Source organism: Pseudomonas sp. 11/12A, from assembly GCF_000800055.1.
GTDB lineage: Bacteria > Pseudomonadota > Gammaproteobacteria > Pseudomonadales > Pseudomonadaceae > Aquipseudomonas > Aquipseudomonas mohnii.
On the sequence record NZ_JUGV01000001.1, the window covers coordinates 6067634 to 6093046 of the forward strand.

Here is a 25413-nt window from a genome sequence, read left to right on the forward strand (position 1 = left end):
ATTGCCAGCAATGCACAACATGAATAAACGGAATGATATCTCTCTTAAAGGTCGTTTGTTGAGTAACCTCCGGGGAGCTAAAACTACAGGCCTGATCAGCCGTGATTTTCCGGCTGCGCCCGTTCCGTTTTTTGCTTGAGGAGTCACCCATGGTTGCCGCATTGCTTGATCGTCTTGGTGTAAACCCGGCCCTGTACCAGAACGGCAAAGTGCCGGTGCATTCGCCTATCGATGGCAGCCGCATCGCCGCCGTGAACTGGGAAGGTGCCGCCGAAGTTGAGCAGCACATCAGTCGCGCAGATCATGCGTTCGAGCTGTGGCGCAAGGTTCCGGCGCCGCGCCGTGGCGAACTGGTGCGTCAACTGGGCGACATCCTGCGTGAATACAAGGCCGATCTCGGTGAGCTGGTGTCCTGGGAAGCCGGCAAGATCACTCAGGAAGGCCTGGGTGAAGTTCAGGAAATGATCGACATCTGCGACTTCGCCGTCGGCCTGTCCCGTCAGTTGTACGGTCTGACCATCGCTTCCGAGCGTCCTGGCCACCACATGCGCGAAACCTGGCATCCGCTGGGCGTCGTCGGCGTGATCAGTGCTTTCAACTTCCCGGTCGCGGTCTGGGCCTGGAACGCCACGCTGGCACTGGTCTGTGGCAACCCGGTGATCTGGAAGCCATCGGAGAAAACCCCGTTGACCGCACTGGCCTGCCAGGCGCTGTTCGACCGCGTGCTGAAGAACTTCAGCGATGCGCCTGCGGGCCTGAGCCAGGTCATCATCGGTGGCCGCGATGCCGGCGAAGCCCTGGTCGACGACCCGCGTGTCGCGCTGGTCAGCGCCACCGGCAGCACCCGCATGGGCCGTGAAGTGGCGCCGAAAATCGCCGCGCGCTTCGCCCGCAGCATTCTGGAACTGGGCGGCAACAACGCCATGATCCTCGGCCCAAGCGCCGACCTGGACATGGCCGTTCGCGCCATCCTGTTCAGCGCCGTCGGCACTGCCGGTCAGCGTTGCACCACGTTGCGTCGTCTGATTGCCCACGAATCGGTCAAGGAAGAGATAGTCACCCGCCTCAAAGCCGCTTACTCCAAAGTGCGTATCGGCCATCCACTGGAAGGCAACCTGGTCGGCCCGCTGATCGACAAGCAAAGCTTCGAAAACATGCAGGACGCGCTGGAGCAGGCCCTGAGCGAAGGCGGCAAGGTATTCGGCGGCGAGCGTCAGCTTGAAGACAAATTCCCGAACGCTTACTACGTTTCCCCGGCCATCGTCGAAATGCCGGAGCAGAGCGACGTGGTCTGCCACGAAACCTTCGCGCCGATCCTGTACGTGGTCGGTTACAGCGATTTCAACGAAGCCCTGCGTTTGAACAACGCTGTACCGCAAGGCCTGTCTTCGTGCATCTTCACCACCGACGTGCGTGAAGCCGAACAGTTCATGTCGGCGGTGGGCAGCGATTGCGGTATCGCCAACGTCAATATTGGCCCGAGCGGCGCGGAAATCGGCGGCGCGTTTGGTGGTGAGAAAGAAACCGGCGGTGGTCGCGAGTCCGGCTCCGACGCATGGCGCGGCTACATGCGCCGTCAGACCAACACCGTGAACTACTCGCTGGAATTGCCATTGGCACAGGGTATTACGTTCGACTGATGCTTGAGTCGATCCCTTTGTAGGAGCGAGCTTGCTCGCGAAAAACGTCAGGGCAACGCAGTCATCCAGACAGCGCGCGTCATCGTTGACGTCCATCGCGAGCAAGCTCGCTCCTACAGTTGAATTGTGTGTTTGTTGGGTTTCTGTTGGAGTCTGGCAATGCCGTTACGCGAAGAGTGTCTTTGGGAAAAACTGACGCCGCAAAGGCCTGACAACGCGGCGCTCAAGGGAGAGGTGAAGGTCGATGTCTGCGTCATCGGCGCCGGTTTTACCGGTCTGTCGGCGGCCGTGCATTTGCTGGAGCAGGGTAAAACGGTTTGCGTGCTCGAAGCCCATCGCGCCGGTCATGGCGGTTCCGGGCGCAACGTCGGGCTGGTCAATGCCGGCATGTGGATTCCACCGGACGACATTGAAGCCGGGTTTGGCGAGGCGGTCGGCAGTCAGCTCAACCGCATGCTCGGTGCGGCACCGGCCCTGGTGTTCAGCCTGGTCGACAAATACAACATCGATTGCCAGTTACGCCGTGAAGGCACGTTGCACATGGCGCACAACGCCCGCGGTGAAGCGGATCTGCGCAGTCGCGAAGAACAGTGGAAGCGCCGTGGCGCGCCGGTCGAGCTACTGACCGGGCAGGCTTGCGAACAAGCCACGGGCACCAAAAAGATTGCCGCCGCCTTGCTCGACCGGCGTGCCGGCACGGTCAATCCCATGGCCTACACCACGGGGCTGGCCAAAGCGGCTATCGGCCTCGGTGGTCAATTGTTCGATCATTCTCCGGTCACCCGACTCGAACGTCAGGGCCAGCGCTGGTCGGTGCAGACCGCACAGGGCTCGGTACTGGCCGAGCAAGTGGTGATTGCCTCCAACGCTTACACCGAGGGCGACTGGACGGAATTACGGCGCAATTTCTTCCCCGGTTATTACTACCAGGTGGCGTCGGTGCCGCTGACGGAAGAGGCTGCGCAACACATTCTTCCGGGTGGCCAGGGTTCCTGGGATACCCGCCAGGTGCTCAGCAGTATTCGCCGCGATAAAGACGGCCGTCTATTGCTCGGCAGTCTGGGCAACGGCAATCAGAAGCCGACCTGGTTCCTCAAGGCGTGGGCCGATCGCGTCCAGCAGCATTACTTCCCTTACCTCAAACCGGTGGAGTGGGAGTGCACCTGGACCGGTCGCATTGCGTTCACCCCCGATCATTTGATGCGTCTGTTCGAACCGGCGCCCGGTTTAGTGGCAGTCACCGGTTATAACGGCCGGGGCGTGACCACGGGTACAGTCGTCGGTAAAGCCTTTGCCGATTATTTGTGTAACGGAAATCCTCAAGCGCTACCGATTCCCTTTGCACCCATGCAGCCATTGGCCGGGGTCGGGTTGCGCAGTTGTCTTTATGAGGCGGGCTTTTCGCTGTATCACGCGGGCCAGTGCCTGCGGATCGTCATTTGATGATTGAAATCGTGCTGGAGAGCGGCGCTTTTTCGCGCAGCGACTAGCCTGTAATGGTGCGGGTTGTAGCAGTACCGCACCAGCAGTGTGCAGTTCGGTGACGTGCGTTGTTACAGGCGGGTTGCACACCGTTTGGTGTAGGGGTTGCAATGATGGCACGGGAGGGTTGCGCCTCAATAAATAAAAGGTTTCACCTTCTCCGGTTTAGACGGTTGCACACCCAATGAAAATGGGATCGAAACAGTCAAAATAACAATAAAGCAGCGACTTTTTTCAGAATAAAAAACCGATGGCACGGCACTTGCTCTGAGCATTAATGAAGTCGCAGTGCCAACTAAAAAAACCTTGGAGCACCACCTCATGTCCCAGACGTTTTACAAGAAAGGCTTTCTGGCCCTCGCAGTGGCAACTGCGTTGGGTGTTTCTGCGTTTGCTCAGGCTGACATCAAGATCGGCGTAGCGGGTCCAATGACGGGCGCCAACGCGGCATTTGGCGAGCAGTACATGAAGGGTGCGCAGGCAGCTGCCGATGCGGTCAACGCAGCGGGCGGCGTAAACGGGGAAAAAATCGTACTGGTCAAGGGCGATGACGCCTGCGAACCGAAACAGGCTGTGACGGTCGCCAAGGACCTGACCAACCAGAAAGTCGCCGGCGTCGTCGGTCACTTCTGCTCCTCGTCGACCATCCCGGCGTCCGAGATCTACGACGAAGCGGGCATCATCGCCATCACTCCAGGCTCGACCAACCCACAGGTTACCGAACGCGGCCTGAGCGCCATGTTCCGTATGTGCGGTCGTGACGACCAGCAAGGCATCGTGGCCGGTGACTACATCGTCGACGTGCTCAAGGGCAAGAAGGTTGTCGTGCTGCACGACAAGGACACCTACGGCCAGGGTCTGGCAGATGCCACCAAGGCTCAACTGGTCAAGCGCGGCGTGACGCCAGTGCTGTACGAAGGCCTGACCCGTGGTGAGAAAGACTTCAGCACCATCGTGACCAAAATCCGCGGTGCTGGCGCCGATGTCGTCTACTTTGGCGGTCTGCACCCGGAAGCCGGTCCTCTGGTTCGTCAACTGCGTGAACAAGGCCTCAAAGACGTCAAGTTCATGTCCGACGACGGCATCGTGACCGACGAACTGGTGACCACCGCTGGCGGCCCGCAATTCGTCAACGGCGTGCTGATGACCTTCGGCGCCGACCCACGCCTGCTGCCAGACAGCAAGACCGTGGTTGACGAGTTCCGCAAACATGGCACCGAGCCAGAGGGCTACACCCTGTATGCCTACGCTTCGGTCCAGACTCTGGCAGCAGCGTTCAACGGCGCCAAATCCAACAAGGGTGAGGACGCTGCCAAATGGCTGAAAGCACACCCGGTCAAGACCGTCATGGGCGAGAAGTCCTGGGATAGCAAGGGCGACCTGAAAGTCTCCGACTACGTGGTTTACGAGTGGGACAAGGACGGCAAATACCATCAACTGGAAAAACAGAAGTGATATGAACAGCTGATTTGCCCGACGCCCTGGGTGTCGGGCAATCCTGAAACATGTCCGTGCAGTACCTGTCTTTTCTCGTAGAGCTGCACACAACCGTGTTGCGCCGGCGGCTGAACCCCGGTCCGTCGCAACCGGCTTCTGTGCAGTCTCTCAAATGCGTGAGATTGCGTTATGGATGGTATTTTCCTGCAGCAACTGGTCAACGGCCTGACCCTCGGGTCGGTCTATGGCCTGATCGCCATCGGCTACACAATGGTCTATGGCATCATCGGCATGATCAACTTCGCCCACGGCGAGGTTTACATGATTTCCGCTTACCTCGCGGCAATCAGTCTGGCTCTGCTGGCATACTTCGGTATTGAATCCTTCCCTCTGCTGATGCTCGGCACTCTGATCTTCACCATCGTCGTCACGGCGGTGTATGGCTGGGTCATCGAGCGTGTCGCCTACAAACCCCTGCGTAACTCCACCCGACTGGCACCGCTGATCAGCGCCATCGGTATTTCGCTGATCCTGCAAAACTATGCACAGATCGCCCAAGGCGCGAAGCAACAAGGTGTACCGACCTTGCTGACGGGTGCCTGGCGCGTCGACATCGGCACCGGTTTCGTGCAGTTGACCTACACCAAGGTCTTCATTCTGGTCGCTGCGTTTGCCGGCATGGCCGTGCTGACCTACATCATCAAGTACACCAAGCTCGGCCGCATGTGCCGCGCAACACAGCAAGATCGCAAGATGGCCTCGATCCTCGGGATCAACACCGATCGGGTGATCTCCTATGTGTTCATCATCGGTGCAGCGATGGCGGCCCTGGCCGGCGTGCTGATCACCATGAACTACGGCACATTCGACTTCTATGCCGGCTTCATCATCGGCATCAAGGCGTTCACCGCCGCCGTACTCGGCGGGATTGGTTCGCTGCCTGGCGCCATGCTCGGCGGGATCATTCTCGGGATTTCCGAGTCGCTGTTCTCTGGTCTGGTCAACTCGGACTACAAAGACGTTTTCAGCTTCTCGCTGCTGGTTCTCGTTCTGGTCTTTCGGCCTCAAGGCCTGCTCGGCCGTCCTCTTGTGTCGAAGGTGTAAGCGATGTCTTCAACCACTAAAAAATCCATTGATGTCAAAAAAAGTCTGGTTGACGCGATTCTTGCCGGTCTCATCGCCCTGATTGTGTTCGGACCGATCGTCGGCGTCGTGCTCGACGGCTACGGCTTCAACCTGGAAACGACCCGGGTGGCATGGATTGTCGCCATCGTCATGGCCGGTCGCTTTGTCTTGAGCCTGTTCCTGCAAACCCCGAAGGGCCTGAAAATCCTCGAAGGTTTTGAAACTACCGGCTCCGGGGTGCATGTGCTGCCACCCGATTACAAATCCCGCTTGCGCTGGATCATCCCGCTGGTGATCGTCATCGCGGTGGTGTTTCCGTTCTTCTCCAACTCCTACCTGCTGGGCGTGGTTATCCTCGGCCTGATCTATGTGTTGCTGGGGCTGGGGCTGAACATCGTGGTCGGCCTGGCCGGCCTGCTCGACCTGGGTTATGTGGCGTTCTACGCCATCGGGGCCTACGGTCTGGCGCTCGGGTATCAGTACCTGGGACTGGGTTTCTGGACGGTGCTGCCTCTGGCGGCGATCACCGCCGGTCTGGCCGGTTGCATCCTCGGGTTCCCGGTGCTGCGTTTGCACGGTGACTACCTGGCGATCGTGACCTTGGGTTTCGGTGAAATCATCCGCTTGATCCTCAACAACTGGCTGTCCCTGACGGGTGGCCCGAACGGCATGCCGGCACCGTTGCCGACATTCTTCGGCCTCGAGTTCGGCAAGCGGGCGAAGGATGGCGGGGTGCCTTTCCACGAGTTCTTCGGTATCGCCTATAACCCGGACGTGAAGTACTACTTCATCTATGCGGTGTTGTTCCTGGTGGTGCTGGCTGTGCTCTACATCAAGCATCGTCTGGTCAAGATGCCGGTGGGGCGTGCCTGGGAAGCCCTGCGTGAAGATGAAATCGCCTGCCGCTCCATGGGGCTGAACCACGTATTGGTCAAGCTCTCGGCGTTTACCATCGGCGCTTCGACGGCCGGTCTGGCCGGCGTGTTCTTTGCCACGTACCAGGGCTTTGTGAACCCGACCTCGTTCACCTTCTTCGAATCGGCGCTGATCCTCGCCATCGTGGTGCTCGGCGGCATGGGTTCGACCATCGGTGTCGTGATGGCAGCCTTCGTGCTGACCGTGGCCCCGGAACTGCTGCGCGGCTTTGCGGAGTACCGCGTGCTGCTGTTCGGCATCCTGATGGTGTTGATGATGATTTGGCGACCGCGCGGCCTGATTCGGATCAGCCGTACCGGTGTGACCCCGCGTAAAGGAGTAGCGCCATGAGCGAAGTCGTACTCTCCGTAGAGAAGCTGATGATGCACTTCGGCGGCATCAAGGCGTTGAATGATGTCAGCCTGCAGGTCAAGCGCAACTCGATCTTCGCCCTGATCGGCCCCAACGGTGCCGGCAAGACCACCGTGTTCAACTGCCTGACCGGGTTCTACAAGGCCTCGGGCGGCAAGATCGAACTGAATGTGCGCGGCGAGAAAACCAACGTCATCAAGTTGCTCGGCGAATCGTTCAAACCGACCGATTTCGTCTCGCCGAAATCCTTCGCCAGTCGCCTGTTCTACAAGGCGTTCGGTGGCACCCACCTGGTGAACCGTGCCGGCCTGGCGCGGACCTTCCAGAACATTCGCCTGTTCAAGGAAATGTCGGTGCTGGAAAACCTGCTGGTGGCCCAGCACATGTGGGTCAACCGCAACATGCTGGCCGGCATCCTCAACACCAAGGGCTATCGCAAGGCCGAAAGCGATGCGTTGGACCATGCGTTCTACTGGCTGGAAGTGGTGGACCTGGTGGACTGCGCCAACCGTCTGGCCGGTGAACTGTCTTACGGCCAGCAACGTCGCCTGGAAATCGCCCGGGCCATGTGCACCCGCCCGCAGATCATCTGCCTCGACGAACCGGCCGCCGGCCTCAACCCTCAGGAAACCGAAGCGCTGAGCGCGATGATCCGGCTGCTGCGCGACGAGCACGATCTGACCGTGGTGCTGATCGAACACGACATGGGCATGGTTATGAGTATTTCCGACCACATCGTGGTGCTGGACCACGGCATTGTCATTGCCGAGGGCGGACCTGATGCGATCCGTAACGATCCGAAAGTGATTGCGGCCTACCTGGGCGCTGATGAAGAGGAAGTGGTGCTATGAGCCAACCCATCCTCGAATTGAAGGATCTGGACGTGTTTTACGGGCCGATCCAGGCCCTGAAGAAAGTCTCGCTGCACATCAACGAAGGGGAAACCGTCAGCCTGATCGGCTCCAACGGCGCCGGAAAGTCGACCCTGCTGATGTCGATCTTCGGTCAGCCACGGGCGGCGGACGGGCAGATCATTTATCAGGGGGTGAACATCACCCAAAAGTCGTCGCACTACATTGCCTCCAACGGCATCGCGCAATCGCCGGAAGGGCGGCGGGTGTTCCCCGACATGACCGTCGAGGAAAACCTGCTGATGGGCACCATCCCGATCGGTGACAAGTACGCCAAGGAAGACATGCAGCGCATGTTCGAATTGTTCCCGCGGCTCGAAGAGCGGCGCAACCAGCGCGCCATGACCATGTCCGGCGGCGAGCAGCAAATGCTCGCCATCGCTCGTGCGCTCATGAGCCGCCCGAAACTGCTGCTGCTGGACGAGCCTAGCCTCGGGCTGGCGCCGATTGTGGTGAAACAGATCTTCGCCACCCTGCGGGAACTGGCCAAGACCGGCATGACCATCTTCCTGGTCGAGCAGAACGCCAACCACGCCCTGAGGCTTTCGGACCGGGCCTATGTGATGGTCAACGGCGAGATTCGCATGACTGGCACAGGCAAGGAGCTGCTGGTCAACGAGGACGTGCGTAACGCCTATCTCGGCGGGCATTGATTCCACCTGATGTAATCCAAGCCCCGGCGCGCAATCGCCGGGGCTTTTTTACACCTCCAATTCGCCACAATCCCTTGTAGGAGCGAGCCCGCTCGCGAAGGTCTTCAGTACTACGCGTTTATTCAGAATATTCGCGTTTTCGTTAACGTCCATCGCGAGCAAGCTCGCTCCTACAGTGGGCTGTGGTGTGCCTTCGGGAAATTGTGGAAAACAAATTAGCCAAGCTCTGAAAGCGCGACATAAAGCCGCTGCAAATAGTTGTTTTACCGAGGTTTTGACTTGTCCCCGTTTGCTGTGGAGCTGGCTGTGAATAACGTGGGAGTAGCTGGCTGAACGCCTTTGAATTCGAGGCCTGCAGGCGTGTGGTTGTTTTTTGATCAGGCGTTTTTGCGCAGCCATGAGGCCGCTTTGTCAACCTTTTTATTGGCGTCGAAAACCGCTCGAAAAGGCGTGGACAAGCCTGTGGATAAGTCTGTGACTAAACTCTGGAAAGACCCGGATAAAGGCCGTAGTTAGAGGCTTGGCGCCATCATCGACTTGACCGCCCGGTCGGGTTGTTTGCCCTTTGGTGCACAGCAGACCAATGAGGGTCAAGTAAAAAAATTTCAAAATCCGTCGCAAAGCCTTGTGGATAGCGGCTTTCAGCTTTTTACACTTGCCCCCAAAGACTGTGGACCCACCTGTGGATAACATGCGCGCACCTGTCTGCAGGCCACGCTGGACAAGGGGTGACGAGGTCTGATCGTTTTTTGTACAGGTTGGGTGGTGGTTGCCGCTGTGGACAAGGCCGGGCATGCTGCTTGCTGATTTTCTATTCCAATGGCTGTCGATCAGCCGAAGCAAGGAGAACACGATGTCCAACACCCTGTTTATTACCGGCGCGACCTCCGGTTTTGGTGAAGCCTGTGCCCATCGTTTTGCCGAGGCCGGCTGGAAACTGGTGCTGACCGGTCGTCGTGAAGAACGCCTCAACGCGCTGTGCGCCGAACTGTCGAAGCAGACTGAGGTTCATGGCCTGGTCCTCGATGTGCGTGACCGCAAGGCCATGGAAGAGGCCATCGCCAACCTGCCGCCGTCCTTCGCCAAGCTGCGCGGGCTGATCAACAACGCTGGCCTGGCCCTGGGCGTTGACCCGGCACCCAAGTGCGATCTGGATGATTGGGACACCATGGTCGACACCAACATCAAAGGCCTGATGTACAGCACCCGTCTGCTGCTGCCTCGCCTGATCGCCCATGGTCGCGGGGCTGGCATCGTCAACCTGGGTTCCATCGCCGGCAACTACCCGTACCCGGGCAGCCACGTGTATGGCGCGAGCAAGGCGTTCGTCAAACAGTTCTCCCTGAACCTGCGCTGCGATCTGCAAGGCACCGGCGTGCGGGTCAGCAACATCGAACCTGGCCTGTGCGAGAGCGAGTTTTCGCTGGTGCGTTTTGCCGGTGATCAGGAGCGTTACAACGCCACTTACGCCGGTGCCGATCCGATCCAGCCGCAAGACATCGCCGACACCATTTTCTGGGTCCTCAATGCGCCGGCCCATATCAACATCAACAGCCTGGAGCTGATGCCGGTGAGCCAGACCTGGGCCGGGTTTGCCATTGATCGCAGTGGTGGCAAGGCTTAAGACCGCGTAACGGCCATTCGCTGGCAAGCCAGCTCCCACAGGGCATTACGGTGTGCAAGCTATCTTTGCTCACAACAATCCACTGTGGGAGCGGGCTTGCCCGCGATAGCAATCTATCGGTCAGGCGAGATACTCGGCCAACCCGCGATAACAGGTCGCCAAGTGATAAGGCGTGGTCGACGGCATGTCCCGACGGCTTACTTGACCCTGCTCGTCACGGCACTCGTACCAGCCACGCGAGTGCAGCGAATGCTGTTGCAGCGCCTGCAACTGGCGCAACACCGCTGGCTCGCTGTCCGGACGCAGGGTCAACGCGCGCAGGTATTCGGCCTGGGCCCAGATGCGCTGTGTGGCGTCCCGACAGCCGCCGTCCGGTCCGAAGTCGAGCATGGCCCGCACCGCACCGGTCTGTTGATCGACCCCCAGTTGTTCGGTGAAGGCAAAGGCGCGTTCCAGGGACGCATGCAGTGTCGAGCCGCGTAGCAGCGGCGATGACTCCAGCAGGAAATACCATTCGAACTGGTGCCCCGGTTCAAACCAGTTATCCACAGCGCCCAGCGGTTTTTCCATCAACACGCCGTGTCGCGGATCGATGAAACGCTTCTGCATGGCTGTGCATAACTCGAGGAGTGCTCGTTGCACGGCGCGGTCTTCGCGTACCGAGAGCGTGGCGAGAAAGGCTTCCGCCAGATGCATCAACGGGTTCTGCAGCGGCCCGCTGCCCAGGGAGCACCAGTTGCGGTCGAGGCTGGCTTCGTAGAGGCCGTCACCCGTGGCGAATCGCCGGGCGATCACTTCCAGGGCGGCGTTGAGCACCGACTCCACCAGCGGCTCGCGCACTTTGTCCCAGTAATGGGCGCAGGCGAACAGAATGAAGGCGTGGGTGTAGAGGTCTTTGCGCTGATCCAGCGGCGCGCCGTGCGGGTCGATGCTGTAAACCCAGCCGCCATGCTCGGCGTCGTGAAAATGCCGCTGCAAAGAGCGGAACAGGGCTGCCGCGCGTTCTTCGGCGGCCGGCACCTGGCCGATCAGGCTGGAAAACAGGTACAGCTGTCGCGCACAGGCCATGGCCCGGTAGCGCTGAGGGGGCAGAGGTTGATGCTCGGCATCCAGCGCCTCATAGGGCAGCGCCATGTCGGCATTCCAGCCGGGGCCTTGCCAGAGGGGCACGATCACGTCCTGGAAGTGCTGTTGCACCGAGGAGAACAGGGCGGTCAGTTCAGGCTGGGAGGCGGAGCGGGAAACATGCGGCATTGGCTGGCGTCGTCACGGCAGGGGCGATTGCGCGACATGTTAGCAGGCCTGAGCGGTGTGTTGTCTGTCAGGCCGCTTTCGCGAGCCGGCTCGCTCCCACAGGGGCAGGCATTTCAATATGGGAGCGAGCCTGCTCGTGAAGAGGCCATCACAGGCTATAGAGAATCAACCTGCCAACAACCACACTCCCGTCGCCGCCGAAGCCGCACCCGCCAGTCGAACCAACGGCGCTGCTGCCCGGGGCAGCACGCGTACCATGGCATAACCCGCCGCATGCAATGCAGCTGTCGCCACTACAAAACCAGCGGCATAGGTCCAGGGGCTCGACATGTCCGGCAGTTCCAGGCCATGGGCCACGCCATGGAACAGCGCGAACAGCGCTGTTGCAGCCACCGCCACGCTCAACGGCGGACGCACCGCCAGCGCCACGGCCAGGCCCAGCGCCAGCACGGACGCGGCAATCCCGCTTTCCAGCGCCGGCAGGTTCAGCCCTTCAAAGCCCAGCAGCCCGCCCATCAGCAGGGTGCCGACGAAGGTGCACGGCAGCACCCAGCGCGCGGCGCCTTGTTGCTGCGCCGCCCAGAGGCCGACGGCCAGCATCGCCAGCAAGTGATCGAGGCCGCCGAGCGGGTGGCTGATGCCGGCGATCAAGCCGTTGTCGCCGTGCCCAGGGTGGGCGAAGGCGAGGGTCGGGGTCAGCAGCAGTGCCAGGGTGCCGAGGATGCGTTTGAGTGTCATGGATAAGCTTCCTTGTTGATAAGTGATGATCAGGCTGCCGTCAGCAGGCCCTGGCGCTCGATGAAGGCGATGATCTCTTCCAGGCCCTGGCCGGTTTTCTGGTTGCTGAATACGAAAGGCTTGCCGTTGCGCATGCGGGTGGTGTCGCTGTCCATCAAGGTCAGCGATGCCCCCACCAGCGGTGCGAGGTCGATTTTGTTGATCACCAGCAGGTCGGATTTGCAGATCCCCGGCCCGCCCTTGCGCGGCAGCTTGTCGCCGGCCGACACGTCGATCACGTAGATGGTCAGGTCCGACAGTTCCGGGCTGAAGGTGGCCGACAGGTTGTCGCCGCCGGACTCCACCAGAATCAGGTCCAGGCCAGGAAAGCGCCGGTTGAGTTGATCCACGGCTTCGAGGTTGATCGAGGCATCTTCGCGAATCGCCGTGTGCGGGCAGCCGCCGGTTTCCACGCCAATGATGCGTTCCGGCGCGAGCGCTTCATTGCGCACCAGAAAGTCGGCGTCTTCGCGGGTGTAGATGTCGTTGGTGACCACCGCCAGGTTGTAGCGGTCGCGAAGGGCCAGGCACAGGGCCAGGGTCAAGGCGGTTTTGCCGGAACCGACCGGGCCGCCGATGCCGACGCGCAGAGGTTGTGTGTTCATGTGGTTCTCCAAAATAAAGGGCCCTAGGAGCGGAACAGACGGCTGTACTGGCGCTCGTGAGCCATGCACGCCAGGGACAGGCCGAAAGCGGCGCTGCCATAGTGTTCGGGGTTGATTCGCGTAGCGTTCTGCTGGGCTTGCTGCAACAGCGGCAGCAGTTCGCTGGTCAGGCGTTGCGCGGCTTGCTGGCCCAGCGGCAGGGTTTTCATCAGCACCGCCAGTTGGTTTTCCAGCCAGCTCCAGAGCCAGGCGGCCAGCGCGTCCTGCGGACTGATATGCCAGGCGCGAGCGGCCAGCGCCCAGCCCAGGGCCAGGTGCGGTTCGGCGCGTTGTTCGAGGAAGGTGCGGGCCGGTGCATCGAGTTCGGGCAAGCCATTGAGCAGTTGTTGCAGGGAGTAGCCCATTTGCCGGCTTTCCTGATGCAGCTCGCGAGTTTCCCGACTGGCGCGGTGTTCTTCGCAGCACTGCAGCAGTTCGCTCCAGTTGTCCTCGGCTGCCGCCATGCAATGGGCCAGTAACAGCGGGGCTTCGAAGCGGGCCAGGTTCAACAGCAACTGATCGCTGATCCAGCGCCGAGCACTGGCAGGGTCATGAACGCGACCGTTCTCCACGGCCATTTCCAGGCCTTGGGAATAGCTGTAGCCGCCAATCGGCAATTGCGGACTGGCCAGACGCAGCAGCGCCCAGGCCGGGTTCATGGGCGCACGCCGAACTGGTGCAGTTTGGGCGGGTAGTTGAAGTCTTCATCGCCGTGGCGCGAATGGTGATGGCCTCCGCCGTAAGCCCCGTGTTCCGGCTGGAACGGCGCTTCGATGTGCTCGGTGGTGGCGCCGAGTTGTTCGAGCATGGCCTTGAGCACGTAGTCATCGAGCAGGCGTAACCAGCCGTCGCCGACCTGCAAGGCGACGTGCCGGTTGCCCAGGTGATAGGCGGCACGGGTCAGTTCGAAGGCATTGGCGCAGGTGACGTGCAGCAGTTGTTCGGGGCGGGCGCAAACGCGGACGATGCGCCCGTCTTCGGCCTGCAGGCATTCGCCGTCATAAAGAGGCGACTGACCACGTTCCAAAAACAAACCGACGTCTTCGCCCTCGGCACTGAAACAGCGCAGCCGGCTTTTGCTCCGGGCTTCGAAGGTCAGGTGCAACTCGGCGGCCCAGACGGGTTGAGGGTCGATTCTGCGGTGAATCACCAGCATCGGAAAGCTTCCAGCAATGGACAATGCTCAGGCTAGAGCAAGGGGCTTGCCAATCGATGGAATTGTAGGAAATGCCTGTGGGAAAGGGAGGGCGAGGTCGGTCTTGGTGCAGGTTTTGGATGATTTTGGTGCGTTGTTTTTTTGAGCGCACCGATTTAATGCGCGACGATTTGCTGGGGGCGCGAACCTGCTCGACAGGGTTATTCAGTGCTGCCGAGCCCTTGCCAGTGCTTCAAGCCAATAAAGATGAACCGCAGTTGCTGGGTAATCTTGGCCTGAGGGGTCAGGTGTGCAGGCAGCGCCTCTAGAGGCGGGTCGATGATGTCTGGCAACGTGGCGAACACGCTTTTGACGATCAGGTCCGCCATAACGCTCAGGCCGGCGATGTCCAGGTGTTGCAGCTTCGGCATCAACGACAGGTCGGCGGCCAGGTCCGAGCTGATGTCCTCGCGCAGGCGGCCGATGGCCTGGCGCACCGGCAGCGAGCCGCCGTACTGCTCGCGGGCGAGAAACAGAAATTGCGAGTGGTTGGCACTGACGACATCGAGAAAGATCCGCACCGAGGCGTCTATGATGCCGCCCATGACAAACTCGTTGTGCCGCACCAGGCGGATGGTTTCACGGAAGGTCTGACCGACTTCGCTGACCAGCACCAGACCCAGTTCGTCCATGTCGGCGAAGTGCCGGTAAAAACCCGTGGGGACAATCCCGGCGGTTTTCGCCACTTCGCGCAGGCTCAAACTGCCGAATCCTCGGCCGCCTTCCATCAAATGGCGAGCAGCGTCCATGAGGGCAGTGCGGGTTTGTTGCTTCTGTTCGGCGCGGGGCAGCATCGCAAGGGCGTTTTCTGGAGAAGGAGAGCGGCGCACTCTAGCAAATCGGCTTTGCTGGCGTCGAACGACGAGAGGAGATCAATTGCACAGAGGCGATTTCTATCAGGTGAATCGCCAGAAAATCAAAAGCCCAATCGGGTGATTGGGCTTTTTTCACGGCCGCCATGGGCTTAGCTCATAGCGCTGTTGCGTTCGATCACACGATCACCACCACCTTCGGCCAGGGTTTGACCAGGGGTGCGGTCAGAACCATCGGCAGCCAGGGTTTGGCCTGGAGTACGGTCGGAGCCGTCGGCAGCCAGGGTTTGACCAGGGGTGCGGTCAGAACCATCGGCAGCCAGGGTTTGGCCTGGGGTACGGTCGGAACCGTCGGCAGCCACAGTTTGGCCCTGAGGGGTCTTGTCGTAGCCATCTTCAGTGATCAGACCTTTTTCTTTCAGGCGATCGTTACCACCTTCGGCCAGGGTTTGACCAGGAGTGCGGTCGGAACCGTCAGCGGCGAGGGTGTGGCTGAACACCGAGTGGCTGTCTTTCACTTGTGGAGTGGCTTGCTCGGCGGCCGGCAGTGCAAATGCAGTGCTGGCCAACATAGAGAGTGTCAGGCTAAGCAGAAGTTGGCGTTTCATGTTCGGGTGCTCCGTAGGAGGGCGATAAATTGGGTACGAAGGCAATGCTACTCTCGATAAGTCGATATAAAAGTTCATAAACGCAATGGTAATAATCAACGGAATTGATTGTTCTCTGCAGCCCTTGTAAAACGGGCCTTTGCGGTGCACCGAGGTGGGTATTTTCGACTCACTGGCGCCACGCAAAAGTGCGGGGAAGGTAACGCTGGGGGCGCAAGAGCGCTGCGTTCGGTGGGGCGATGGCGGCAAAATCGGCTTTTCGATTAAACCTGCGGGTGGTTTTTCAGTCGTAGATTCCATAGCGGGCCGGTTCTGGCTCCGCGTTTCTCATGTGCGTCGCGGTCGGGGCGCTCAGTCGTATCAGGAGCCCTGTGCAATGACGCGCACTCGTAAAATTCTCGCCTGGAGCATCGTCAGCCTGGTTGTTCTGCTGGCGGCCCTGGTTCTGATCATCGTGTTCTTCGATTGGAACCGGATCAAACCAGCCCTCAATGCCAAAGTCTCTGAAGAACTGCACCGCCCGTTCGCCATCAACGGCAACCTGGCGGTGGTCTGGCGGCGTGAACTCGATGAGGGTGGCTGGCGGGCGTGGGTGCCCTGGCCGCATGTGGTGGCCGAGGACCTGAGTCTGGGCAACCCGGACTGGTCGAAAGCGCCGCAGATGGCCAGTCTCAAGCGTGTCGAACTGCGCATCTCGCCCCTGGCCCTGCTGGCGCAGCGCGTGGTGATCCCGCGCATTGACCTCACTGAGCCCAATGCCGAGTTGCAACGTCTGGCCGACGGTCGCGCCAACTGGACCTTCAAGTTCGACCCCAAAGACCCGAATGCCCAACCGTCTCCGTGGGTGGTGGATATCGGCGCGATCGGCTTCGACAAGGGGCACGTCACGCTGGATGACCAGAGCCTCAAGACTCAACTCGACCTGCTGATCGACCCGCTGGGCAAACCGATTCCATTCAACGAGATCGTTGGCGACAAAGCCGCGAAAACCGCGCAAGAAAAGGGCGCAGCCCCCCAGGACTACGCCTTCGCCTTGAAGGTCAAAGGCCAATACCATGGGCAGAAACTCGCGGGTCAGGGCAAGGTCGGCGGCTTGCTGGCCTTGCAGGATGCCGCCAGACCGTTTCCGCTCCAGGCACAGGCAACGATTGCCGACACCAGCGTCGAACTGGCCGGCACCCTGACCGATCCGCTGAATCTTGGCGCCCTGGATCTGCGTCTGAAACTGGCCGGCACCAGTCTGGGCAATCTCTACCCACTGACCGGCGTGACCCTGCCGGACACACCGCCTTACGCCACCGACGGTCACTTGATCGCCAAGCTGCACGAGCCGACTGGCGCGGTGTTCCGCTATGAGGACTTCAACGGCAAGATCGGCGCCAGCGACATCCACGGCAGTCTGGCTTACGTCGCCAGCCAGCCTCGGCCGAAACTCAGCGGCTCGCTGCTTTCCAATCAATTGTTGTTTGCCGACCTGGCGCCGCTGATCGGTGCTGATTCCAATGCCAAACAGAAGGCCCGGGGTGGTGAGAGCAAGCAACCGGCGGACAAAGTGTTGCCGGTCGAAGCATTCAAGACCGAGCGTTGGCGCGATATGGACGCGGATGTCGAATTCACCGGCAAGCGCATCGTCCACAGCGAAAAACTGCCGTTCAACGATCTTTATACGCACCTGGTGCTCACCGATGGCGTCCTCAGCCTCGAGCCGCTGCGATTCGGCGTGGCGGGCGGCAAACTGGATGCGCAGATTCGCCTGAACGGTCAGACCGAGCCGCTGGAAGGCAAGGCCAAACTCACGGCCCGGGGGTTCAAGCTCAAACAGTTGTTCCCGACCTTCGAGCCGATGAAAACCAGTTTCGGCGAGCTCAATGGCGATGCCGACATCACCGGTCGCGGCAACTCGGTGGCCAAATTGCTGGGCAGCGCCAACGGCACTCTGAAGATGCTGATCAACGACGGTGCCATCAGTCGCGAATTGATGGAGCTGGCCGGGTTGAACGTCGGTAATTATGTGGTCGGTCGGATCTTTGGCGACAAGGAGGTGAAGATCAACTGCGCGGCCGCCGACTTCGACATCAAGACCGGCTTGGCCACCACTCGGCTGTTCGTGTTCGATACCGAGAACGCGATCATCTACATCGATGGCACGGCGAACATGGCAACCGAGCAACTGGACCTGACCATCACCCCGGAATCCAAGGGCTGGCGCTTGATTTCGTTGCGTTCGCCGCTGTACGTGCGGGGCAAGTTCATCAAGCCTGATGCCGGGGTGAAAGCCGTGCCGTTGATGTTGCGCGGCGCCGGCATGGTCGCATTGGGCGTGATCGCCGCGCCGGCGGCAGGCTTGCTGGCGCTGGTGGCCCCGAGTGGGGGCGAGCCGAATCAGTGTGCGCCGCTGCTGGAGCAGATGAAGTCGGGCAAGGCCCCGGTGACCGTCAAGCCCACCCGGTAATCGGGCGTCCATCAGGGCCCCATCGCGAGCCGGCCGCTGAGTATTGCCTGCCCGTGATCGAGTCGCTCTCGTCGGGCTGATCGTCGCGGGGGGATCTGAAGCAGGGTGGATGTCATAAACTGGTGTATGAGTTGTCATCTTTGCTGGCGATGCTTGGCGAGTCTTTGCTTCGCGCCTTGCATCGCCTCATCGATCATCAGGATGTCCGCCCATGTCGCAAGATTCCGCTCCGCGTTACCCGCTGGTGCTGGTCCCGGGAATGCTCGGGTTTGTCCGGTTGCTGCTTTATCCCTATTGGCACGGCATCATTTCCGCGCTGCGTCAGGGTGGGGCGGTGGTGATTGCGGTACAGGTTTCGCCGCTGCATTCCAGCGAAGTGCGCGGTGAGCAACTCTTGGCGCGGATCGACGAGATTCTGCGCGAGACGGGGGCCGAGAAGGTCAACCTGATCGGTCATAGCCAGGGTTCGTTGACCGCTCGATACGCCGCCGCCAAACGCCCTGACCGGGTGGCGTCAGTCACATCGGTGGCGGGGCCGAATCACGGCTCGGAGCTGGCGGACTACCTGCACGAACACTATCCCCATGACAGCGTCAGAGGGCGGATGCTGAGCAGCCTGCTACGGTGGGTCGCGGCGCTGATGAGCCTGCTCGAAACCGGCTATCGCGGGCCGAAGCTGCCGGTGGATATCCATGCCTCCCACCATTCACTCACCAGCGCAGGCGTGGCGTTGTTCAATCAACGTTATCCACAAGGCTTGCCCGAGTGTTGGGGCGGGCACGGACCGGAAGAGGTCAACGGCGTGCGTTATTACTCCTGGTCCGGAACCTTGCAACCGGGCAAGACCGACCGGGGGCGCAATCCGCTTGATGGCACCCATCGCAGTTGCCGGTTGTTCGCCAAAACCTTCGTTCGCGAATCCGGGTATTGCGACGGGATGGTCGGGCGCTACAGCTCGCACCTTGGAAGGGTGATTGGCGACGAGTTTCCGCTGAACCATTTCGACATCGTCAATCAGCCCTGGGGGTGGGTGGGCAAGGAGGCCGAGCCGATCCGGTTGTTTGTCGAACATGCGGCCCGGTTGAACGCGGCAGGTCTCTAGACCGCGTTCTTGTTCCTGGCGGACAAGACACGCTCCCACAGGTATGGCGCGATCCCTGTGGGAGCGTGGCTTGCCCGCGATGAGGCCAGTTCAGGCAACGCTTGTCTTGCGGCCCAACACCGTAGTCCAGTGCTCGGAAAGAATCACCCCACCCAAGGTCAACAAGCCGCCCACCAAGTGATACAGCGCCAACTGCTCATGCAATACCACCGCCGCAATCAGCGCGGTGATCAACGGCAGCAAGTTGAAAAACAACGTGGTCCGGCTCGGTCCCAGGCGCACCACGGCCTGCATCCACGCCAGGGGGGCGACCATCGAGGCCAGCAGGCAGGCGTACAGCACCAGCGGAATATTCTGCAAAGTCGGGCCGACTTTCGGTGAGGCGAGAAACAGTGGAAACAGCACCACCACCGCAACCAGTACCTGCAAGTACAGCAACACCAAGGGCGGCAAGCGCAGCTGCCATTTTTTCAGCAACGTGCTGTAGATCGCGTAGGCCAGGGTGGCGATCAGCATCATCGCATCGCCCAGGTTCACGCCATGCTCGAGCAGTACGCCCAGGCTGCCGGACGAGATCACCACCAATACCCCGGCAAACGACAGCACCGCTCCGGCCAGTGCGCCGATGGTCAGGCGCTGGCCGAGGCTGATGATCGCCATGGCCAGTGACATCAAGGGCATCAACGACAGGATGATGCCCATGTTGGTGGCCGAGGTCAGTCCTGCGGCGAAGTACGCCAGGCTTTGGTAAACCGCCATGCCGAGCACGCCGAGGACAAAGATCTTGCCCAGGTTCGGGCGGATCGCCGGCCAATGGGCGATCACCGGTTTGAGCATGAAGGGGGTGAACAGCAGTCCGGCCAGCAGCCAGCGGTAGAAGCCGATCTCGGCGGGGAAGATCGCCCCGGCCGACATTTTGGTGATCACGGTGTTGCCGGCCCAGATAAAGATGGCCAGCAGGGGATACGCGTATTGCATCAGGGAAAAACCAGAACGTTAATGAAGGGTGATTATCCCCTGTCTGGATGCAAGCCTATACTTCGATCCAGACAACCCGCCCCTGATTCCGGACAGCATGAACCGAAAACACATCGACCTGCTGGATTTCAGCGAACTGCCTTCAGCGGTCTACTTCCGCTACGCCGACTTCGATACCCATGAATTCGCCGCACCGCACCGCCACCCCTGGGGCACGCTGGAGTATGCGGCCCACGGGGTGCTTCATATGGATGTCGACGGCAACCGTTTCATGTCGCCGCCGCAATATGCGGTGTGGGTGCCGCCGCAAGTCGAGCACAGTTTCTACAGCCATCAGCCGATCAATTACCGTGCCGTATGCCTGGCGCCGACGGTTTGTGCCGATCTGCCACAGCAGGCTTGCACGCTGGCCATCAGCGACATCCTCAAGGCGATCCTCAAGGACTTCGCGGCCCGGGACGTGAAGATCCCCGAGCGGGAGGCCGACAAACGTCTGGCCCAGATCCTGGTGGACCAGTTGCAACAGGCGCCGGTGCATGAGTGTTACTTGCCCTACGCCAGCACGCCCGGGCTGCTGGGCATACTCGAAGCGCTGCAAGCCGATCCCGGGGATAATCGGCCACTGGCGGATTGGGCCGGGCGCATTCATGTCAGTGAACGCACCCTGGCGCGGCAGTTTGTCCGCGAGCTGGGCATGAGTTTCGGCGAGTGGCGCCAGCGTTTGCGCTTTCTGACGGCGATTGAGGCGCTGGACAGCCACCGCAGCATTCAGGAAATCGCCTTTGACCTGGGCTATAGCACCGGCTCGGCATTTATCGCGATGTTCCAGCGCCAGGCTGGATGTACACCGGATTACTATCGGCGCAATAAGATGTTTTAACCAACTTGTTGAGATGTTTCATACAGCATTATCCGAAACAAGCTTCACGGGGGCAGGATTGAGGCGTTGTAGGCTTCGACGCTCTTTGTATAAGTTTGTGGGTAACTATTGTGAATGACTTAATAATTAATTCTGAACGTGCTTCGGAAACTTCCGATATTGAGCGCCGGGAAAGTATTCATTCGGTTTTTATAAAAAGCGTGATTCCCGACTGGATGACCAATGCCTCGCTGCAGCGAATCGCGGATTTGCGCACCACTCCCAAAGTGCTTCCCGAATGGAGCAAAGCGGCAACCTACCTGGAACATCTGGCCGCGAAAGGTGCCATGCAGGCCAGTTGGCAGGCGCAGAATACAGTCGATCGAATGCTGGGGAAGCTGCAAGATGTGGTGTCCTTCGCCCAGCCACTGCTGACCCGTGCCCTCAATGACCAGTACGGTCTGCGACTGGATGTTCGTGAAACTTTTCTGCGCTTGTATTACCCGGCCAAAACATCGGCCTGGTCCTTTAACATTACAGGTAGTGTCAGTAGTCGAACGGTTTCTTTACTCGATGCATCGCTGCACAACTTTGCCGAAGGCGAAGTGTTTACCGCCGACTCTGCATTTATCACAAAGCCTGACGCAGCCGATCGCTTTGAAATAAAGAAGTTAGGTATAACGGTCCAACAGTTCAAGGCACTTTGCCGAACGCTGGATATCGGCGCCCGCTATCAGACCTATCTGCAAAGTTACCTGTTGCCCGAAGAGGCCATGGCCCGGGCGTTGCTGCAAAAGCGTATTGTCGCCAGCCAGCAGAGCGCCATGAAAGCCGCAGCTCATTTGGCATTGATGAAAAAAGACATCGGGACCGAGGCGTACCTGACGGTATTGAACCTGGCCCTGGGCAAGCGGGGGCTGGTGTTTGATGGCTCGCCGGTACGCTTCTATCACTTGAACATGCTCGGCACCCGTCTGACCGGGATTGTGCTGATCGCCGCCGATCTCGACACGCCTAATGCCAATGTCCGCCGCGTTATCGCTTATGTGCCGCACGATCCAGAGCATCCACTGAAGGAGTATTCCTCGTCGGTCGATTTCGTGCGTGAGCTGACCCGCCAGCTACAGAGCGATGATCAGGCGCCCCCTTCATCCCGGCGAACGTATCAGGCGTTTTTCAGTCGATTCGTGGACCATGCCCAGCGCGGTCATTTCTTCGCCGCGCTCAAGGCGAAATTGTGGGAAGTCACCTATCACGGTGCGCAGCCTGGCTCCAATTTGCCTGCCTGGCGCGAAACCCGGGTTGAACGCCCTGACTTGCGATTGACCACCGTGTCGTTCGAAAGCGACACCGCCAACCGTTATAACGGCGACCTGTGGTCTTATCTCTATCAGCGGCAGGTGGACAAGATCCTTTCCGACGGGCGCGCGCTGGCCGTGTCCAGCGCCGATGCGGACAGTACCGCGCGCTGGGCCTGGATTGAAAACCTGGAAAAAATGCTCACCGACATCCTGCAAGTGGCCCTGTTCGTCGCCACCCCGTTTGTGCCGGTGCTGGGCGAGCTCATGTTGGGGTACGTCGTCTATCAACTGGTCGACGGGGTCGTGGAAGGTGTCGTGGAGCTTGCCGAGGGCGAGTATGTGGAAGCCGCGGAGCATCTGGTTGGGGTCGCTGAAAACCTGATTCAGTTGGGCACCTTTGCCGCGGGAGGGGTTATCGCCACCCAAGTGCTGAAGCCCAGGTTGTCGTCATTTCTCGAAGGGGCCCGCCCCGTCACGCTGAGAAACGGTGAACAGCGGCTATGGGGGCAAAATCTGCAGCCCTACCAGCAACAGAATCTGCGCCTGGCGGCGGACTCCAAACCTGACCTCCATGGCCTGCATCAGCACCAGGGCCGGCAGATTTTGCCGCTGGATGATCGCCATTTCGAACTCAAGGTCGATTCGCGCACCGGCAAGCACCGCGTCCAGCATCCGACCCGCCCCGAGGCCTATCAGCCGGTGGCGAAGACTAACGGTACGGGGGCTTTTGTGATCGAGGGCGAGCAACCCCATGCCTGGGATGCCGATACGCTGATCAAGCGACTCGGCCCGTCGGTCGAGGGGTTGACGGACAGGCTCGGTGACATCCGCACCGTCAGCCGTGCGGACATCGGCGCGCTTGTACGCATGTACGCCGATAACGAACGCGCAATCCCTTTGCTGAGCGATACGGTGACCCGATTCAGGATCGACCGGGACATCGACACCTTCATCCGCAACATCGGCAGTGCCCGCGCTCAGGATTATCTGCAGGCCGATCCGCTCTGGCAGTTTCAACTGCTGGATGGCATGTGGCCCGGCAGGGCGATCGAGCTCAAGGGCGCCGACGGCCGTGTGTTGTACAGCATCGGGGCCGGTGAAGAACCGGTGTCTTTCCCGACGGATCAACTGGCGGACACGGATCTGATCGACGTTCTGCTGTTGTTGCTCGATGACGCCCAGACCCGTCAACTGCTGGGTGATGAGCCCGATGCACCGGTCGGCGATCGCGTGCGCAATGCCGAGCGTTTGAGGGGGGAGCTCGCGAAACGGGCGCAACAGCGCAAGGCTTCGTTGTTCGACAGGCGTTACCGAAGCGTCGAGCGCGCTGTCAGTGCCGAGGCGAGGTTCATCCAGGACGAGGTCGTCGGATTGCCCGGTATCGTCGCACAGGAGCTGGTGCTGCAGGCGCGTCCGGATGAGCTGCAGGCGCTCAAACTGCGCAAGCTTCCCCAGCGGCTTGAAGGCTTGGCCCGTTGGGCGCTCAGGGACGTGCGGATCAGCCGTGCGTACGAGGGCTTTTACCTGGAGTCGGTCGACAATCCGGACTTCGACGCCCTGGCGTTGCATTCCCTGGAAAACCTGCCTGGCTGGAATGCCGATGTCAGGATCGAGCTGCGTCACTACCGCTTCGACGGGCAAAAACTGGACAGCATCGGTCCTGATGACGCTGGGATCAGACGTACGCTGGTCATGAGCGACAGCGGCGTTTTCCAGGCGTGCGACGAGCAGGGGAACGTCCTGCATTCAGGCGCTGATTTGTTTACCTCGATCCTGCAGGCGCTACCCGATGCCGAGCGAAATGCATTGCAGATTCAGATCGGCCAGGGCCCGGTCCTGAAGGCGACATTGCGCGACAATGCCCTGAAACCCTACAGGCTGTTAAGCGTCCTTTCCGATTTGCCGGAGCTGAAAAGCGCGGCATTCGATCCGACAATCATGCGTCTGCGTGGCGGAGCCCCCACGCAGGCGGGCGAACTCGCGCAGTTGCAAACGGTCGAGAAAGAATTTCCGGAATTCGTCAGCGGAGCGTTCCATCCGAGCGTTCCCTCGATTGAACGATACAACTTCCTGCGCGGCCTCAAGCTGATGGTCGACACCTTGTACCTCGATTGCCAGGGCTTACTCTGGGATGGACTTGCCAAGGCGAACGGCGAGAGCGCCGAGGCCAATCTGAGAACCGTACAAAGTATTGAAGTGTTGCCTGATCTCAAGAATCTGATGTCGACCGAACAGTATCTGGCATTGATCGAGCGATTGTTCCCCGAGGATGGGTTGGTGGCGCTTACGGAATCCGAGCGCAATCTGGGTGCCCTCGCGCGCAATCTCGAGCAAACCGGGCGTCTGGATGAGTATCAGGCTCTGCAACGTGCCGTGAGGGACTACATGCCGACGTCCAGCGAGCGATGGGCCCCGTTGGAAAGCTATGCAAACGATTTGATATCAGACGTCACGACGGCAGCCCAGCCGACTGAAGTGACGCCCCAGGTCATGGCTGACTTGCAACTGGCACAGCGCGCCATCTATCGAACCAAGGAACTGCTGCCTCTGTCGGGCAACCAGTTGGTGAGCATCTGGGAAAACGGCGGTTCAGCGATCGCGAAAATCAAGGGGCTGCGAGGGCTGGATCTTCACGAAGGGGAGTTCACCGCACGCATGACCATTGCCGAACATGCGCGTAAAGCCATTGAAATCAAGGGGGGTAACTGCTCGGAAAATTCCAAGGTGACGTTTGCGTTGTTGGCCAGCCAACCGAGAACCTCCCGGATCCACCTCGTCAAAGCCACCGCATTCGATCATCAGTACGTGGTGATCGGCGATGACTTGACCAATCTCAAGCAACTGGTCGTTGCCGATTCGTGGCCGGAGTTCCCGGCCGCGCATACGGCGGACAACGGCTGTTTCCAGTTCGAACTGCCGCCCATTGAAACCCTTGAGCCAGGTCCGGCAAGCGCGGAATTTGCCTTTATCAACGATGTGCCGGCTGGCCGGGCTGCGTTGCCGGAGGTTTCGCAGAGCAACACCTTCCGGCAGATAAAAATCAACAAACTGTATAAGTCGGGGGCTTTCACCCAGTTCACGTCTGTAAAGGCGCTGGGCACGCAGTACAGTCTGCCGGGAGAAGTCGGGGTGTCGTTCGAGCGAGTGCCTGTCTCAGTGATCGAAAATCGCATCTCGGCCTGGGAAGGCTATAACCTGGCCTTCAAGGATCTTTTGGCCGAAGAGGCCGCAATCGAATCTGCGGGGCAATGATCGTTTATGTCTGGAGGAAG

20 protein-coding genes are annotated in these 25413 nt (G+C 60.1%); 12 read left to right on the forward strand and 8 right to left on the reverse strand.

Annotation, left to right across the window (positions count from 1 at the left end; all coding sequences use genetic code 11):
• The first annotated feature begins 149 nt into the window (after positions 1–149).
• From amaB to GQ39_RS27770, 8 genes are all read left to right on the forward strand, one after another.
• Positions 150–1640, forward strand: coding sequence for an L-piperidine-6-carboxylate dehydrogenase (gene amaB, locus GQ39_RS27735; RefSeq protein ID WP_047536813.1), 1491 nt, complete (start codon positions 150–152; stop codon positions 1638–1640).
• 159 nt (positions 1641–1799) lie between these two features.
• Positions 1800–3083 (forward strand): L-pipecolate oxidase, encoded by a 1284-nt coding sequence (gene amaA, locus GQ39_RS27740; protein ID WP_047536816.1) that lies wholly within the window; start codon positions 1800–1802, stop codon positions 3081–3083.
• Positions 3084–3443: 360 nt separating this feature from the next.
• The gene (locus GQ39_RS27745; RefSeq protein WP_047536819.1) at positions 3444–4577 is read left to right on the forward strand and encodes an ABC transporter substrate-binding protein; all 1134 of its coding nucleotides are present in this window, start codon (positions 3444–3446) and stop codon (positions 4575–4577) included.
• Positions 4578–4748: 171 nt separating this feature from the next.
• Positions 4749–5663: an ABC transporter permease subunit gene (locus GQ39_RS27750; RefSeq protein ID WP_047536821.1), complete on the forward strand. Its 915-nt coding sequence runs from the start codon at positions 4749–4751 to the stop codon at positions 5661–5663.
• Positions 5664–5666: 3 nt separating this feature from the next.
• A complete protein-coding gene (livM, locus tag GQ39_RS27755; protein ID WP_047536823.1) occupies positions 5667–6950 on the forward strand; it encodes a high-affinity branched-chain amino acid ABC transporter permease LivM in 1284 nt (427 codons plus the stop codon).
• Entirely contained in the window at positions 6947–7822 is an 876-nt protein-coding gene (locus GQ39_RS27760; protein ID WP_047536826.1) for an ABC transporter ATP-binding protein, read from the forward strand. Before livM ends, GQ39_RS27760 begins: the two co-directional genes overlap by 4 nt.
• Positions 7819–8535, forward strand: coding sequence for an ABC transporter ATP-binding protein (locus GQ39_RS27765; RefSeq protein WP_047536828.1), 717 nt, complete (start codon positions 7819–7821; stop codon positions 8533–8535). Before GQ39_RS27760 ends, GQ39_RS27765 begins: the two co-directional genes overlap by 4 nt.
• Positions 8536–9388: 853 nt before the next feature.
• Entirely contained in the window at positions 9389–10159 is a 771-nt protein-coding gene (locus GQ39_RS27770) for an SDR family oxidoreductase (protein ID WP_047536831.1), read from the forward strand.
• Positions 10160–10279: 120 nt separating this feature from the next.
• On the opposite strand, the gene GQ39_RS27775 is transcribed toward GQ39_RS27770, so the two are convergent.
• From GQ39_RS27775 to GQ39_RS27805, 7 genes are all read right to left on the reverse strand, one after another.
• Complete coding sequence (locus GQ39_RS27775) at positions 10280–11413, reverse strand: AGE family epimerase/isomerase (protein ID WP_047536834.1); 1134 nt, start codon at positions 11411–11413, stop codon at positions 10280–10282.
• 165 nt (positions 11414–11578) lie between these two features.
• Positions 11579–12151, reverse strand: coding sequence for a HupE/UreJ family protein (locus GQ39_RS27780; RefSeq protein WP_047536837.1), 573 nt, complete (start codon positions 12149–12151; stop codon positions 11579–11581).
• Positions 12152–12180: 29 nt separating this feature from the next.
• On the reverse strand, positions 12181–12795 hold the full coding sequence (gene ureG, locus GQ39_RS27785) for an urease accessory protein UreG (protein WP_047536839.1): 615 nt from the start codon (positions 12793–12795) through the stop codon (positions 12181–12183).
• A gap of 23 nt (positions 12796–12818) precedes the next feature.
• On the reverse strand, positions 12819–13493 hold the full coding sequence (locus GQ39_RS27790; protein ID WP_047536842.1) for an urease accessory protein UreF: 675 nt from the start codon (positions 13491–13493) through the stop codon (positions 12819–12821).
• The gene (gene ureE, locus GQ39_RS27795; protein WP_047536845.1) at positions 13490–13990 is read right to left on the reverse strand and encodes an urease accessory protein UreE; all 501 of its coding nucleotides are present in this window, start codon (positions 13988–13990) and stop codon (positions 13490–13492) included. The genes GQ39_RS27790 and ureE overlap by 4 nt, the downstream gene beginning before the upstream one ends.
• Positions 13991–14190: 200 nt before the next feature.
• On the reverse strand, positions 14191–14823 hold the full coding sequence (locus GQ39_RS27800; protein WP_047536848.1) for a TetR family transcriptional regulator: 633 nt from the start codon (positions 14821–14823) through the stop codon (positions 14191–14193).
• 170 nt (positions 14824–14993) lie between these two features.
• Positions 14994–15449 (reverse strand): hypothetical protein, encoded by a 456-nt coding sequence (locus GQ39_RS27805; RefSeq protein ID WP_047536851.1) that lies wholly within the window; start codon positions 15447–15449, stop codon positions 14994–14996.
• Between the two features lie 376 nt (positions 15450–15825).
• Here GQ39_RS27805 and GQ39_RS27810 point away from each other — a divergent pair, with 376 nt between their 5' ends.
• Both GQ39_RS27810 and GQ39_RS27815 read left to right on the forward strand, forming a co-directional pair.
• A complete protein-coding gene (locus tag GQ39_RS27810; RefSeq protein ID WP_047536854.1) occupies positions 15826–17901 on the forward strand; it encodes an AsmA family protein in 2076 nt (691 codons plus the stop codon).
• 211 nt (positions 17902–18112) lie between these two features.
• Positions 18113–19003, forward strand: a complete 891-nt coding sequence (locus GQ39_RS27815) for an esterase/lipase family protein (protein ID WP_047536857.1) — start codon at positions 18113–18115, stop codon at positions 19001–19003.
• A 90-nt stretch (positions 19004–19093) separates the two neighbouring features.
• Here GQ39_RS27815 and GQ39_RS27820 read toward each other — a convergent pair whose 3' ends face one another.
• Positions 19094–19981, reverse strand: a complete 888-nt coding sequence (locus GQ39_RS27820; protein ID WP_047536860.1) for a DMT family transporter — start codon at positions 19979–19981, stop codon at positions 19094–19096.
• 97 nt (positions 19982–20078) lie between these two features.
• Here GQ39_RS27820 and GQ39_RS27825 point away from each other — a divergent pair, with 97 nt between their 5' ends.
• Together GQ39_RS27825 and GQ39_RS27830 are read left to right on the forward strand one after the other, a co-directional pair.
• Entirely contained in the window at positions 20079–20861 is a 783-nt protein-coding gene (locus tag GQ39_RS27825) for an AraC family transcriptional regulator (RefSeq protein WP_047536863.1), read from the forward strand.
• A gap of 215 nt (positions 20862–21076) precedes the next feature.
• The gene (locus tag GQ39_RS27830) at positions 21077–25393 is read left to right on the forward strand and encodes a dermonecrotic toxin domain-containing protein (protein ID WP_236693123.1); all 4317 of its coding nucleotides are present in this window, start codon (positions 21077–21079) and stop codon (positions 25391–25393) included.
• Positions 25394–25413 lie beyond the last annotated feature (20 nt).

Excerpts from the sequence above, each read along its gene's own strand:
- amaB (WP_047536813.1), top strand. The coding sequence starts at position 150 with ATGGTTGCCGCATTGCTTGATCGTCTTGGTGTAAACCCGGCCCTGTAC.
- amaA (WP_047536816.1), top strand. The coding sequence starts at position 1,800 with ATGCCGTTACGCGAAGAGTGTCTTTGGGAAAAACTGACGCCGCAAAGG.
- GQ39_RS27745 (WP_047536819.1), top strand. The coding sequence starts at position 3,444 with ATGTCCCAGACGTTTTACAAGAAAGGCTTTCTGGCCCTCGCAGTGGCA.
- GQ39_RS27750 (WP_047536821.1), top strand. The coding sequence starts at position 4,749 with ATGGATGGTATTTTCCTGCAGCAACTGGTCAACGGCCTGACCCTCGGG.
- livM (WP_047536823.1), top strand. The coding sequence starts at position 5,667 with ATGTCTTCAACCACTAAAAAATCCATTGATGTCAAAAAAAGTCTGGTT.
- GQ39_RS27760 (WP_047536826.1), top strand. The coding sequence starts at position 6,947 with ATGAGCGAAGTCGTACTCTCCGTAGAGAAGCTGATGATGCACTTCGGC.
- GQ39_RS27765 (WP_047536828.1), top strand. The coding sequence starts at position 7,819 with ATGAGCCAACCCATCCTCGAATTGAAGGATCTGGACGTGTTTTACGGG.
- GQ39_RS27770 (WP_047536831.1), top strand. The coding sequence starts at position 9,389 with ATGTCCAACACCCTGTTTATTACCGGCGCGACCTCCGGTTTTGGTGAA.
- GQ39_RS27775 (WP_047536834.1), bottom strand. The coding sequence starts at position 11,413 with ATGCCGCATGTTTCCCGCTCCGCCTCCCAGCCTGAACTGACCGCCCTG.
- GQ39_RS27780 (WP_047536837.1), bottom strand. The coding sequence starts at position 12,151 with ATGACACTCAAACGCATCCTCGGCACCCTGGCACTGCTGCTGACCCCG.
- ureG (WP_047536839.1), bottom strand. The coding sequence starts at position 12,795 with ATGAACACACAACCTCTGCGCGTCGGCATCGGCGGCCCGGTCGGTTCC.
- GQ39_RS27790 (WP_047536842.1), bottom strand. The coding sequence starts at position 13,493 with ATGAACCCGGCCTGGGCGCTGCTGCGTCTGGCCAGTCCGCAATTGCCG.
- ureE (WP_047536845.1), bottom strand. The coding sequence starts at position 13,990 with ATGCTGGTGATTCACCGCAGAATCGACCCTCAACCCGTCTGGGCCGCC.
- GQ39_RS27800 (WP_047536848.1), bottom strand. The coding sequence starts at position 14,823 with ATGCTGCCCCGCGCCGAACAGAAGCAACAAACCCGCACTGCCCTCATG.
- GQ39_RS27805 (WP_047536851.1), bottom strand. The coding sequence starts at position 15,449 with ATGAAACGCCAACTTCTGCTTAGCCTGACACTCTCTATGTTGGCCAGC.
- GQ39_RS27810 (WP_047536854.1), top strand. The coding sequence starts at position 15,826 with ATGACGCGCACTCGTAAAATTCTCGCCTGGAGCATCGTCAGCCTGGTT.
- GQ39_RS27815 (WP_047536857.1), top strand. The coding sequence starts at position 18,113 with ATGTCGCAAGATTCCGCTCCGCGTTACCCGCTGGTGCTGGTCCCGGGA.
- GQ39_RS27820 (WP_047536860.1), bottom strand. The coding sequence starts at position 19,981 with ATGCAATACGCGTATCCCCTGCTGGCCATCTTTATCTGGGCCGGCAAC.
- GQ39_RS27825 (WP_047536863.1), top strand. The coding sequence starts at position 20,079 with ATGAACCGAAAACACATCGACCTGCTGGATTTCAGCGAACTGCCTTCA.
- GQ39_RS27830 (WP_236693123.1), top strand. The coding sequence starts at position 21,077 with ATGACCAATGCCTCGCTGCAGCGAATCGCGGATTTGCGCACCACTCCC.